Raw genomic sequence first — 12,396 nt, 5'->3', positions numbered from 1 at the left:
TGTTTTACATGTTATCCTACTATTTTCAAGGGCTTGCGCTTGGTGCAGCCATGATACTTCCGCTTGGTCCACAAAATGCCTTCGTGATGAATCAGGGGATCCGTCGTCAGTATCACATCATGATTGCTTTACTCTGCGCCATCAGCGATTTAGTGCTGATTTGCGCGGGTATCTTCGGCGGTAGCGCCTTGCTGATGCAGTCGCCATGGCTGATGGCGCTGGTCACCTGGGGCGGGGTCGCATTTTTACTCTGGTACGGATTCGGTGCGCTAAAAACGGCGATGAGCAGTAATCTGGAACTGGCCAGCGCCGAGGTGATGAAGCAGGGGCGCTGGAAAATCATCGCCACTATGCTGGCGGTGACATGGCTCAACCCACATGTTTACCTGGATACCTTTGTGGTGCTCGGGAGTCTGGGGGGACAACTGGACGTTGAGCCTAAACGCTGGTTTGCACTGGGAACCGTCAGCGCTTCGTTCCTGTGGTTCTTCGGTCTGGCATTGCTGGCGGCCTGGCTGGCACCGCGTCTGCGAACTGCGAAAGCACAGCGCATCATCAATACGCTGGTAGGATTAGTGATGTGGTTTATCGCTTTTCAGCTGGCAAAAGAAGGTGTTGCGCACGTTCAAGCGCTGTTCAACTAAGTGTTGTCTGATGGACAACGCAGCGAGATCGGCTAAGCTTGCCTGCATATGCCCTGAGTTTTGGGGTAATTAATGAAACATGGAGGAACGACCGTGAAGTTCAAAATAATGGCCCTGGCGGCATTAGTCGGATTCAGCGCACTATCGGTACAGGCAAATGAGTTGCCAAATGGACCGCACATCGTGACTTCCGGAACGGCAAGCGTAGATGCAACACCAGACATCGCCACCCTGGCGATTGAAGTGAACGTTGCTGCAAAGGATGCGGCTTCCGCGAAGAAGCAGGCCGATGAGCGCGTGGCGCAATATCTGTCTTTCCTTGAACAGAACCAGATAGCGAAGAAAGACATTAGCGCTGCAAACTTGCGTACGCAGCCGGACTACGACTACCAGAACGGCAAAAGCATCCTCAAAGGTTATCGTGCAGTGCGCACCGTTGAAGTCACGCTGCGTCAGTTGGACAAACTCAACGCTCTGCTTGATGGCGCGCTGAAGGCCGGTCTGAATGAGATTCGTTCGGTATCGCTGGGCGTTGCCCAGCCGGATGCTTACAAAGACAAAGCGCGTAAAGCGGCGATTGATGATGCGGTTCATCAGGCTGAACAGCTGGCCGCGGGCTTTAATAGCAAACTGGGTCCCGTTTACAGTGTGCGTTACCACGTTTCCAATTATCAACCGAGCCCGATGGTACGGATGATGAAAGCAGATGCAGCGCCTGCAACCTCCGCTCAGGAAACCTACGAACAGCCGGTTATTCAGTTTGACGATCAGGTTGATGTCGTCTTCCAGATAGAGCCTACAGTAACCAATAAGTAGTCTTGATATAGGCGTAAGTCGCCATCCGGCAAGTTTTTAGCCTGATGGCGATGCTTACGCGTCTCATCAGGCCGACAAAACATTCCAGCCGGTTTTTTCTGTGAGCAACTGTAAAAATGAGACCTCACATTCAGTCTTTTTTTTCGTGGTAATGAGGATAGGCCATAGCGATTTTTAAGGGGACGCTATGGATATTTTTATCTCGAAAAAGATGCGTAATTTCATTCTGCTGGCGCAAACCAATAACATCGCCAGAGCGGCAGAAAAAATACATATGACCGCATCGCCTTTCGGTAAAAGCATTGCTGCACTGGAAGATCAAATCGGCTATACGCTGTTTACCCGTAAAGATAACAACATCAGCCTGAATAAAGCCGGACAGGAGCTGTATCAGAAGCTGTTTCCCGTCTATCAGCGCCTCTCTGCCATTGATAATGAAATCCATAACGCCTCTTGTCGCTCGCGGGAAATCGTCATCGGTATCGATAATACTTATCCAACGATTATTTTTGACCAGTTGATTAGCCTTGGCGATAAATATGACGGCGTGACGGCCCAGGCCGTTGAATTCAGTGAGAATGGGGTGATTGATAATCTGTTCGACCGCAAACTGGATTTCATTATCTCGCCACAGCACGTTTCTCCCCGCGTACAGGAGTTGGAAAATCTGGCGATCAGCGAACTGCCTCCGCTACGTCTGGGGTTTCTCGTTTCCCGGCGCTACGAAGAGAAACAGCCGCAGGATCTGCTGCGCGAGCTACCCTGGCTGCAAATGCGCTTCCAGAATCGCGCCAACTTTGAGGCAATGCTGGATGCTTATATGCGGCCCTGCGGGATCAATCCGACGATTATCTACCGTCCGTACAGCTTTATGGCCAAGATTAGCGCGGTGGAGCGCGGGCAGTTTTTGACGGTGATCCCTCATTTTGCCTGGCGGCTGGTGAATCCGTCGACGCTAAAGTATTTCGACGCGCCCGGCAGCCCCATGTATATGCAGGAGTTTCTCTATTCTCTGAAAAATCATCGCTATACCGGCACCATGCTCCAGCATATTGCTGAAGATCGTGACGGTACGGCAAGTTAACCGAGCATCGATCCTGTCTCGAGAAGGTTGCGATGCAGATCGAACGCATGGCTGAGATCGTGATGGATATGCCCGCCGGGCGCTTTTTCCAGATAGCGGTGCAGGTAGTCCCGGTAAAGGGGATGCGCACAGTTATCGATAATCGTGTGCGCCCGCTGCATCGGAGATAACCCACGCAGATCGGCAATCCCTTGTTCGGTCACGATCACTTTAACGCTATGTTCGCTGTGGTCGACATGGCTGCACATCGGCACGATGGTTGAGATTTTCCCGCCTTTGGCAATCGACGGCGCCATAAAGATAGACAGGTAGGCGTTGCGCTCGAAATCCCCGCTGCCGCCGATCCCGTTCATCAGGTTCACGCCCGCAACGTGCGTGGAATTGGCATGGCCGTAGATATCAAACTCTAGCCCAACGTTGAGTGCAATGACCCCCAGCCGGCGGATGATTTCCGGGTTATTGGAGATCTCCTGCGGGCGCAGCACAATTCGGCTGGCGAAGAAGTCCATGTTGTCGTAAATCTTCTGTAGTGACGGGGCTGAGATGGTCAGGCTGGAGGCGCTGGCACCGGTGATCTTGCCCGTTTCCAGCAGATGCACCACCGATTCCTGTAACACCTCTGAATACATCATAAAGGGCGGGATATCCGGATTCTCTCCCAGTCTCGCCATTACCGCGTTATTGATATTGCCCACGCCGCTTTGTAAGGGCAGAAACTCTGCTGGAATGCGTTTGTGCGCCATTTCTGCCAGTAGAAAAGTGACTACGTTATCGGCAATTTGTTGGCTGACCGGATTGGTTTTATCCGACACATTCCCGGCATCGGGCAGCTCGGTATCCACCACCGCGACCACTTTCCTGGGGTCTATCTGCACGCACTGACTGCCCACGCGATCCATGGTATGAAATATGGGCACGCTGTTACGCCGCGGCGGTGCGCCGGGTATTACGATGTCGGCAAACTCAGCCACGCGTGGATTATGGTAATGATTCAACTCGATAATCACCTTTTTCGCCCGCAGCAGCCAGGTGGGTGCATTGCCAATACCGCTGGAAAGCCAAATCCGGCCATCCGGCGCAATGGCGGAAGCTTCAATGACGGCAACATCGATATCGCCAAAAAAGCCGTAATTAACCATCTGCGCGACTTCGCTCAAATGGAGATCGACAAACCTCACCTGGCCCTGGTTAATTTTCTCGCGCAGGCCAGATGAGGTTTGATAAGGCGCACGCCAGGAAACGGCATCCGCCGCGGATAGTGCATCATCAGCGGCGGCGCCAATTGACGCCCCGGTCAGCAGGCGGATCTGAAAAGGCTGCCCGTCCTGATGCCGTTCGCAGGCGCGTTGGGCAATTGCGGTGGGTAACGCTTTTGGCGAACCCGCGGGGGTAAAGCCGCTGAACGCCACCATATCATCGTGCTGGATAATTTCTGCCGCCTGTTCGGCGCTCATCCGTTTCATGGCCGTCTCCTTCGTCGGACGTGATTAATGGCCAACAAAATTAGGTTTACGTTTTTCCATAAACGCGTTCATCCCTTCCTGATAATCCTCGCTGTCATACACCGCGCGGCGCATGCCCTGAATGCGCTCGAATTCGTCAGAGTTCATGGTGTGTGCTTCGCCCAACACGCGCAGTTCTTCTTTGATGACGGCGATTGCCAGCGGCGCTTTTTCCGAGATGTGATGCGCCATTTGCAGGGTGAAATCTTCCAGTTCCTCGGTTGGAACGACATGGTTGAGGATCCCGACCGCCATGGCGCGTTGAGCGGTGATGGGCGAGGCGGTAAAAATCAGCTCCTTAACGATGTGAAAACCAGCGTCGCGGGTCAGGTTGTGGATGCCCACCAGGTTATAGGGCACGCCGAGGTTGACCGGGGTCATGGAGAAGGTAGACGTACTGGCTGCGATGATCAGATCGGAACTCATGATCATCTCAAACGCGCCGCCCCAGACGCTGCCTTCAACCATGGAGATCACCGGCTTCGGATATTTTTGGATCATACGAGTTATCTGACGCAGCGGATCGTCATAAGAGAGCGGATCGCGACGTCCGGTGGGGAGTTCATGAATATCATGCCCGGCAGAGAACACTTTGGCCCCGCTCGGGGCGCGCAGAATGATGCAGCGAATGTCCGGACGATTGAGGTCGTTCAGCGCCTGCATCAGATCGTCAATAAACACTTTGCTCAGGGCATTGAGCTTGCGGGCGTAATTGAACTCAATGACCGCGACTTTCTGGATGATGACCACGTTGACGTATTGATAAGACATAATGTTCTCTTTATTGAAAGTAATGATGCTGGATAAATTCGCTGATGTGCCGCAGGCCGGTGCGCGGCGAAAGATCATTGTTTTTGACGGCCAGCAGCGTCTGCTGGAAATACTGGTCGAAATCAGCCCGGGCAAACAGCAGATGCAGGGCTTCTTCTTCAGCCTGCTTGTGTAGCCATTCCACCGCCTGCTGCTGGCGGACTTTTTCCAGTCGACCGCTGGCGGTAAGGCACGTTTTAAAGTCGGTTATCGCCTGCCAAACCTCCTCAATGCCGCGTTTTTCCAGGGCGCTACAGGTCAGAACCTGCGGCTGCCACTCGTCATATTTGCGGCGCAGAATATGCAGGGCGGATTCGTACATATGGCGGGCGATGGCAACGCTGGTACGGTTATCACCGTCGTCCTTGTTGATGACGACCAGATCCGCCATCTCCATCAGGCCTTTTTTGATGCCCTGCAAATCGTCGCCACCGCCGGCGATTTGCAGTGAGAGAAAGCAATCCACCATGCCTGCGACTTCGGTTTCTGACTGTCCAACGCCGACGGTTTCCACAATCACCACGTTGAAGCCCGCGGCCTCGCACAGCAGCATTAATTCGCGGGCGCGCTGGCTGGCGCCGCCTAAATGACCGCTGGAAGGAACCGGACGTATAAACGCAGATTCTGCGCGAGCCAGTTCCGTCATGCGGGTTTTATCACCAAGAATGCTGCCGCCGCTAACCGGGCTGCTGGGATCGACGGCGATCACCGCTACCCGTAACCCGCGGCGAATTAACAGCATGCCGAATGCTTCCAGAAATGTGCTTTTACCCGCGCCCGGCGTGCCGGTGATCCCCAGACGCAGGGCGTTACCGGTGAACGGCATAATCGCGTCCAGCAATTGCGTACTCAGCGGCTGGTGGCGCGGGTGATTGCTTTCGACCAGCGTCATCGCCTGGGCGAGCGTAGCCCGTTCACCGAGTCGCAAGCGGCGGACGGTATCCTCAAGCGTGGCGGCGTTAATCATGATGCTGACTGATACGGGTTAACACATCGCGGACGCTGTCGAGCATTGGCGTGCCTGGGCCATAAATGGCTGCCACGCCATGCTCGTGCAGGAAAGCGTAATCCTGTGGCGGAATAACCCCACCGGCGACGACGCAAATGTCTTCGCGTCCCCAGCCTTTGAGCGCGGTGACCAGCTCCGGGATCAATGTCTTATGACCCGCCGCCAGCGATGATGCGCCAACGACATGCACATCGTTTTCTACCGCCAGACGGGCAATTTCCTCCGGTGTGGAGAACATCGGGCTGAGATCGACATCAAAGCCGAGATCGGAGTAGGCGCTGGCGATCACTTTTGCGCCGCGATCGTGGCCGTCCTGACCCATCTTGGCGATCAGAATACGCGGGCGGCGGCCATTTTCTGCGAGGAACTGTTCGGTTTGCGCAACAATGGCATCGAACTCATCGGCGGATTTGTTGGACTGGTGATAGCTTTGCGCAATCACCCCGGTAACACACTGGCTGGGAACCAGATAACGGTCAAAGGCGGCCTCGAGCGCATCGGAGATTTCGCCGAGCGTGGCGCGAACGCGGGCGGCGTTGACGGCGGCTGCCAGCAGATTTTCATTCTGTTGCGCGGCGTGGGTCAGCGCGGATAGCGCGGCTTTAACCGCATCATTGTCGCGGGTGGCGCGGATATGCTGCAGTGAGGCAATCTGCTCGTTGCGCACCTTCACGTTGTCGATCTCCAGCACCGACGTGTCGTCTTCTTTATCCAGCTTGTATTTGTTCACCCCGACGATAACGCGCTTACCCTGGTCGATCAGCGACTGTTCGCGCGCGGACGCTTCTTCGATCATCCGTTTAGGAAGCCCGGCTTCAATCGCCTTCGCCATGCCGCCTGCCTCATCAATCTGCTTGATGATCGTGCGCGCCTGCTTCACGATTTGATCGGTGAGTGATTCGACGTAATACGATCCGGCCAGCGGATCGACGGTGCGGCAGATCTCTGATTCTTCCTGAATGATGATCTGCGTATTACGCGCAATACGGGCTGAGAAATCGGTGGGCAGACCGAGCGCTTCATCAAAAGCGTTGGTATGCAGAGACTGAGTGCCGCCAAGCGTAGCGCCGAGCGCCTCAATGGTGGTTCGTACCACGTTGTTGTACGGGTCCTGCTCGGTCAGGCTCCAGCCTGAGGTCTGGCAGTGGGTACGCAGAGCGAGAGATTTCGGGTTGGTCGCGCCAAAACTGCTGACCGCTTCGCTCCACAGATACCGTGCAGCGCGCAGCATGGCGACGTTCATAAACAGATCCATGCCGATGCCGAAGAAGAATGACAGGCGCGGGGCGAAGTCATCAATTTTCAGTCCGGCGGAAAGCGCGGCCTTGATGTATTCAATACCGTCTGCCAGCGTAAACGCCACCTGCTGTACGCAGTTTGCCCCGGCTTCACCCATGTGATAGCCGCTGATGCTGATGGTGTTAAAGCGCGGCATGTTGCCTGAGCACCAGGCGATGATGTCGGCGATAATGCGCATGGAGGGTTTTGGCGGATAAATGTAGGTGTTGCGGCACAAGTACTCTTTCAGAATATCGTTCTGAATGGTCCCGGTGAGCTGTTCCGGCGTCACGCCTTGCTCCTGCGCCGCGACGATATAAAACGCCAGTACCGGCAGCACCGCGCCGTTCATGGTCATCGATACCGACATCTTATCCAGCGGGATCTGGTCGAACAGCACCTTCATATCTTCGACGGTATCGATCGCCACGCCGGCTTTGCCGACGTCGCCCGCTACGCGCGGGTTGTCTGAGTCATAGCCACGATGAGTGGCAAGGTCAAAGGCAACGGAAAGCCCTTTTTGCCCTGCGGCGAGGTTACGGCGGTAAAAGGCGTTGGACTCTTTGGCGGTAGAGAAACCGGCGTATTGGCGAATCGTCCACGGCTGCGCGGTGTACATAGTGGCGCGCGGGCCACGCACGTAAGGCGGCAGGCCGGGCAGGGTGCCCGTGACTTCCAGATTATCGAGATCCGCTTCAGTGTACAGCGGCTTGATGGCAATCCCTTCCGCCGTCTGTCTTTCCAGCGACTCAACGGTTTTTTCCCGTCGACTGAGTTCTTTATTGGCGAGTGTTTGCCACTCCTGCACGTTTGCCATTTTTTGCTCCGTATTACGCAATAAGTTGAATCTTTGCGAATACGGTGTGCTTTTTCATTTGGCTTGTCGCCAGCAAAAAATAGCCAACAGGACGTCGTTTTTTGCCGTGTGGCGTGTTTTATTTTGTGATGTATTTCAAAGACGTGGCGGGAATAGCATGAAATGAGGGGAAAGGCTTGTAGGCCGGATAAAGCGTTACGCCGCTATCCGGCCTCTGTTCGAGGAATTAATCCTGACGCAGTACGTTGTGGCCATAGGCCAGCAGCGCGTCGGTGACGTTGCGCATCATGCGGCTTTCTGGTGCAAAACGGTGCCAGTACAGCATCCGACGCTGGAACAGGCCTGGCGTTAAGTCGATAAGCTCACCGCTTTCCAGCTCTTTCTCAATCTGTAAGTGTGGGATCATGCAGCAGGTTGTTCCCTGACGGGCTAACTGGACGAAGGCTTCAGACGAGTTAACGATATGGCACGGTACGCTGCCCGGCGGCAGGTCGAAGTTTTGTTGCAAGAACGCCTGGTGCATATCATCAAGATGGTCAAACGCGACCGCCGGGGCTTTCAGCAGGGCGGAACGGGTGACGCCGTTTGGGAAATAACGCTCGGCGAAAGGTTTAGAGCCAACAAACAGGTAGTCCAGCGCGCCCAGTTTATCCACCAGACAGCTTGGCAGCGCCTGATGTTGAATACTCACCGCGCCGACTACTTCACCCCGACGCAGACGTTCCTGGGTTCGGGTTTCATCTTCAACCTGCAGGTTCAGTCGAATCGGTGAATTAGCCAGTACCGGGGCCAGTGCCGGAAGTAACCAGGTCGCCAGACTGTCGGCGTTCACCGCCAGCGAAAGCAGAAGCGGCGTCGAGCCGGTTTGTTCATCGCCCAGCCACTCATCTTCCAGCAGTTCAACCTGGCGCAGAAGCGCCAGTAGTTTCTGTCCCTGTTCCGTTGGGCGCGGCGGTACGGTGCGCACCAGCAGCGGTTGTCCGAACATATTCTCAAGCTGTTTTATGCGCTGTGAAACCGCGGATTGCGTGATGCACAGCTTTTGCGCCGCGCGCTCAAATCCTCGTTCACGAATAACCGCATCCAGTGCTTGTAGTGTTCTGTAGTCCGGACGTTTCATTGCTTTGACGCACTCCTGAAATTTTTGCTTGTTCTGCACTATGACACAATTTTTGATTGGGTAAAGACGAAATCCGCCGCTTGCGAGCGGGTGTGGGGACATTTTTCTGCACAATGTTCTATAATGCGCGTGAATTTTCCCACCATATTCACACCACAGGCGAAACGATCATGACGCAGGATGAACTGAAAAAAGCAGTAGGATGGGCGGCACTTCAGTATGTACAGCCCGGCACCATTGTGGGCGTAGGTACAGGTTCAACAGCCGCACACTTTATTGATGCGCTGGGCACAATGAAAGGTCAGATTGAAGGTGCGGTATCCAGTTCGGACGCATCGACTGAAAAACTCAAAAGCCTTGGCATCCACGTGTTCGATCTTAACGAAGTGGATAGCCTCGGCGTATACGTTGACGGCGCGGATGAAATCAACGGTCACATGCAGATGATCAAGGGCGGCGGCGCAGCGTTGACCCGTGAAAAAATCATTGCTTCCGTGGCGAAGAAATTTATTTGCATCGCGGATGCGTCTAAAGAAGTCGATATTCTCGGCAACTTCCCGCTGCCGGTCGAAGTGATCCCAATGGCGCGCAGCGCTGTGGCTCGCCAGTTGGTGAAGCTGGGCGGTCGTCCTGAATACCGTCAGGGCGTCGTGACGGACAACGGCAACGTGATCCTCGATGTGCACGGTCTGGAGATCCTCGACGCCATCGCGCTGGAAAATGCCATCAATGCGATTCCAGGTGTGGTAACCGTCGGCCTGTTTGCCAACCGTGGCGCGGATGTCGCGCTGATCGGTACGCCTGACGGCGTGAAAACTATCGTAAAATGATCTGACGGGAGCGTCTTCTCCCGTTAAAAAAATTTTGGCAGGGCAAATTTGGTGACTTGTGTCACGTTTATAATATTGTCCTGCCGATCTCTCCAAAGAAAAAGTTATCGCCAGTATTTTCCTCTGACATTTCCCGTTGAATGACATTTCTTCAGCACGGCGACGCAAACGTTCATATTGCCGCAATATTATTTTTTGATATGTTGAAGAGACGGATGAAAATCCCACACACAACACATCAGTTTGAACAAAAAAAGACAGGGTCGGGGAAATGGCAAAGGTATCACTGGAGAAAGATAAGATTAAATTTCTGCTGGTTGAAGGCGTGCACCAAAAAGCACTCGAAAGCCTTCGTGCAGCAGGTTATACCAACATCGAGTTTCACAAAGGTGCTCTGGACACTGAACAACTGAAAGAGTCCATCCGTGATGCCCACTTCATTGGCCTGCGATCCCGTACCCATCTGACTGAAGATGTGATTGACGCCGCAGAGAAACTGGTCGCGATTGGCTGCTTCTGCATTGGCACCAACCAGGTTGATCTAAGTGCAGCGGCAAAGCGCGGGATCCCTGTGTTTAACGCACCATTCTCTAACACACGTTCCGTTGCTGAGCTGGTGATTGGCGAACTGCTGCTACTGCTACGTGGCGTACCCGAAGCGAACGCCAAAGCGCACCGCGGCGTGTGGAATAAACTGGCTACCGGCTCTTTTGAAGCGCGTGGTAAAAAACTGGGGATCATCGGCTACGGCCACATTGGTACTCAGTTGGGCATTCTGGCGGAATCGCTCGGGATGCATGTCTTTTTCTATGATATTGAAAATAAACTCCCGCTTGGCAATGCCACGCAGGTACAGCATCTTTCCGACCTGCTCAATATGAGCGACGTGGTGAGTCTGCACGTGCCGGAAAATGCCTCCACCAAAAACCTGATGGGCGCGCGTGAGATTTCGCTGATGAAACCGGGTGCGCTGCTGATTAACGCCGCACGCGGTACGGTTGTTGATATTCCTGCGTTGTGCGACGCGTTAGCGACTAAACATCTGGCGGGGGCTGCAATCGACGTATTCCCAACCGAACCGGCAACTAACAGCGATCCTTTCACTTCGCCGCTGTGTGATTTCGATAACGTGATCCTGACGCCGCACATTGGTGGTTCAACGCTGGAAGCGCAGGAAAACATCGGTCTGGAAGTAGCTGGGAAACTGACCAAGTATTCCGACAACGGGTCTACGCTGTCTGCGGTAAACTTCCCGGAAGTTTCGCTGCCGCTGCACGGTGGTCGTCGTCTGATGCACATTCACGAAAACCGTCCGGGCGTACTGACGGCACTGAACCAGATTTTTGCCGAGCAGGGCGTCAACATTGCCGCGCAGTATCTGCAAACTTCCGCGCAGGTAGGTTATGTGGTTATCGATATTGAAGCGGATGAAGAAGTGGCGGAGAAAGCGCTGCTGGCGATGAAAGCCCTTCCGGGAACCATTCGCGCTCGTCTGCTGTACTGATTTCCTCTACATGGGCAGGCGGTTGACCTGCCCATCTTTCCTCTGATTTCCCTGCCTCAAAATCTCTTTCTGTAACGCATACATTCTGTTTTCGAGCTTTGCCGCAGTTGGCAACTAAAGGCAGCATTGCGTGTTGTACAGCAATAAAAGGAATTTACGATAGGGGCGCAGCATAGCGCTGAAACGGGAAAGCCCCTACCGAAGCAGGGGCTCTAAAAAGGAAAGGGACGATGATGAGATACGTCATCATGCTGCTGATCCTGTTAATCATCGCTTGGCCAGCATATTAACAGAGAGTACGCAGGAGGGAGGTTCGCCTCCCTCACCCTTCACCGAGGAATTTAGGTCAAAAAAACGACGCTGTCAATCGGCAAAAAACGGCTACCACTCCCAGATTTTGGACGGCGTCACCACCGCTGGCAGCGGGATATCCCACTCTTCAACCGGCAATTTTTCTACTAACTGGCAGTCATGCGCGTAGCCCACGGGTTGGATCTTATGCTGTTGCCAGTTTTGTAGCGTGCGGTCATAAAATCCGCCGCCCATGCCCAGGCGTTGCCCGTCCTCATCAAATGCCACTAACGGCGTAATCAGTACGTCCAGCTTTGACAGCGGCAATACGTCGCGTACATCAAGCCGTGGTTCCTGGATCTTTAAGCGATTGGTCACCAGGTCGCTGCGCGGATGATAGTGCAGGAACAGTAAATTACCGGGACTGAAGGGATGAAGAACCGGAAGGTAAACGCGCTTGCCCGCTCGCCACAGTTGATCTATCAGCGGCTGGGTATCGAGTTCGCCATCGAACGAGAGAAATACCGCCACAGTATGCGCGAGTACAACAGGGGGAAAACTGAGCATTCGGGTCGCGGCTTGCTGACCGTATTGTCGTTGCTGTTCAGAGGTCAGCGCGCGACGACGCTGTCGAATCAGTTGACGAATTTCTTGCCGGGATAAAGGGAGTTCAGAAAGTAGTGTCATGGCT

11 protein-coding genes are annotated in these 12,396 nt (G+C 54.2%); 5 read left to right on the top strand and 6 right to left on the bottom strand.

Annotation, left to right across the window (positions count from 1 at the left end; translation table 11 throughout):
- Window positions 1–8 precede the first annotated feature (8 nt).
- The 3 genes from argO to srsR all read left to right on the top strand — a co-directional run bounded on the left by argO (window position 9) and on the right by srsR (window position 2,544).
- Complete coding sequence (gene argO, locus BZK42_RS11730; protein ID WP_016157426.1) at window positions 9–644, top strand: arginine exporter ArgO; 636 nt, start codon at window positions 9–11, stop codon at window positions 642–644.
- Between the two features lie 93 nt (window positions 645–737).
- Window positions 738–1,460: an oxidative stress defense protein gene (locus tag BZK42_RS11725; protein ID WP_029139653.1), complete on the top strand. Its 723-nt coding sequence runs from the start codon at window positions 738–740 to the stop codon at window positions 1,458–1,460.
- A 187-nt stretch (window positions 1,461–1,647) separates the two neighbouring features.
- The gene (gene srsR, locus BZK42_RS11720; RefSeq protein WP_046274941.1) at window positions 1,648–2,544 is read left to right on the top strand and encodes a LysR family transcriptional regulator SrsR; all 897 of its coding nucleotides are present in this window, start codon (window positions 1,648–1,650) and stop codon (window positions 2,542–2,544) included.
- Here the strand turns inward: srsR and scpC are convergent.
- From scpC to argP, 5 genes are all read right to left on the bottom strand, one after another.
- Window positions 2,541–4,007 carry a succinyl-CoA:acetate CoA-transferase ScpC gene (gene scpC, locus BZK42_RS11715; RefSeq protein WP_016154368.1) on the bottom strand — a complete coding sequence of 489 codons (1,467 nt, stop codon included), beginning with the start codon at window positions 4,005–4,007 and terminating at the stop codon, window positions 2,541–2,543. The two genes, srsR and scpC, sit on opposite strands and share 4 nt — an antisense overlap.
- A 24-nt stretch (window positions 4,008–4,031) precedes the next feature.
- Complete coding sequence (scpB, locus tag BZK42_RS11710) at window positions 4,032–4,817, bottom strand: methylmalonyl-CoA decarboxylase (RefSeq protein ID WP_016154367.1); 786 nt, start codon at window positions 4,815–4,817, stop codon at window positions 4,032–4,034.
- Between the two features lie 10 nt (window positions 4,818–4,827).
- The gene (meaB, locus tag BZK42_RS11705; RefSeq protein WP_016154366.1) at window positions 4,828–5,823 is read right to left on the bottom strand and encodes a methylmalonyl Co-A mutase-associated GTPase MeaB; all 996 of its coding nucleotides are present in this window, start codon (window positions 5,821–5,823) and stop codon (window positions 4,828–4,830) included.
- Window positions 5,816–7,960: a methylmalonyl-CoA mutase gene (scpA, locus tag BZK42_RS11700; RefSeq protein ID WP_080859197.1), complete on the bottom strand. Its 2,145-nt coding sequence runs from the start codon at window positions 7,958–7,960 to the stop codon at window positions 5,816–5,818. The genes meaB and scpA overlap by 8 nt, the downstream gene beginning before the upstream one ends.
- 226 nt (window positions 7,961–8,186) lie before the next feature.
- On the bottom strand, window positions 8,187–9,080 hold the full coding sequence (argP, locus tag BZK42_RS11695) for a DNA-binding transcriptional regulator ArgP (protein WP_003825477.1): 894 nt from the start codon (window positions 9,078–9,080) through the stop codon (window positions 8,187–8,189).
- A gap of 170 nt (window positions 9,081–9,250) precedes the next feature.
- Here argP and rpiA point away from each other — a divergent pair, with 170 nt between their 5' ends.
- Together rpiA and serA are read left to right on the top strand one after the other, a co-directional pair.
- Entirely contained in the window at window positions 9,251–9,910 is a 660-nt protein-coding gene (gene rpiA / locus BZK42_RS11690; RefSeq protein ID WP_016154364.1) for a ribose-5-phosphate isomerase RpiA, read from the top strand.
- 271 nt (window positions 9,911–10,181) lie between these two features.
- Window positions 10,182–11,414 (top strand): phosphoglycerate dehydrogenase, encoded by a 1,233-nt coding sequence (gene serA / locus BZK42_RS11685; protein WP_080859196.1) that lies wholly within the window; start codon window positions 10,182–10,184, stop codon window positions 11,412–11,414.
- Window positions 11,415–11,795: 381 nt separating this feature from the next.
- Here the strand turns inward: serA and BZK42_RS11680 are convergent, their stop codons facing one another.
- Complete coding sequence (locus BZK42_RS11680; RefSeq protein ID WP_016154362.1) at window positions 11,796–12,392, bottom strand: 5-formyltetrahydrofolate cyclo-ligase; 597 nt, start codon at window positions 12,390–12,392, stop codon at window positions 11,796–11,798.
- Window positions 12,393–12,396 lie beyond the last annotated feature (4 nt).

Origin of the sequence: Citrobacter braakii, from assembly GCF_002075345.1 — a bacterium.
Lineage (GTDB): Bacteria > Pseudomonadota > Gammaproteobacteria > Enterobacterales > Enterobacteriaceae > Citrobacter > Citrobacter braakii.
The sequence above is the reverse complement of the archived record's forward strand: the minus strand, read 5'-3'. Positions and strand labels throughout refer to the sequence as shown.

Bases quoted from the DNA above. Each gene is read 5' to 3' on its own strand.
- meaB (WP_016154366.1), bottom strand. From the start codon at position 5,823: ATGATTAACGCCGCCACGCTTGAGGATACCGTCCGCCGCTTGCGACTC.
- argO (WP_016157426.1), top strand. From the start codon at position 9: ATGTTATCCTACTATTTTCAAGGGCTTGCGCTTGGTGCAGCCATGATA.
- rpiA (WP_016154364.1), top strand. From the start codon at position 9,251: ATGACGCAGGATGAACTGAAAAAAGCAGTAGGATGGGCGGCACTTCAG.
- serA (WP_080859196.1), top strand. From the start codon at position 10,182: ATGGCAAAGGTATCACTGGAGAAAGATAAGATTAAATTTCTGCTGGTT.
- argP (WP_003825477.1), bottom strand. From the start codon at position 9,080: ATGAAACGTCCGGACTACAGAACACTACAAGCACTGGATGCGGTTATT.
- srsR (WP_046274941.1), top strand. From the start codon at position 1,648: ATGGATATTTTTATCTCGAAAAAGATGCGTAATTTCATTCTGCTGGCG.
- scpB (WP_016154367.1), bottom strand. From the start codon at position 4,817: ATGTCTTATCAATACGTCAACGTGGTCATCATCCAGAAAGTCGCGGTC.
- BZK42_RS11680 (WP_016154362.1), bottom strand. From the start codon at position 12,392: ATGACACTACTTTCTGAACTCCCTTTATCCCGGCAAGAAATTCGTCAA.
- scpC (WP_016154368.1), bottom strand. From the start codon at position 4,007: ATGAAACGGATGAGCGCCGAACAGGCGGCAGAAATTATCCAGCACGAT.
- scpA (WP_080859197.1), bottom strand. From the start codon at position 7,960: ATGGCAAACGTGCAGGAGTGGCAAACACTCGCCAATAAAGAACTCAGT.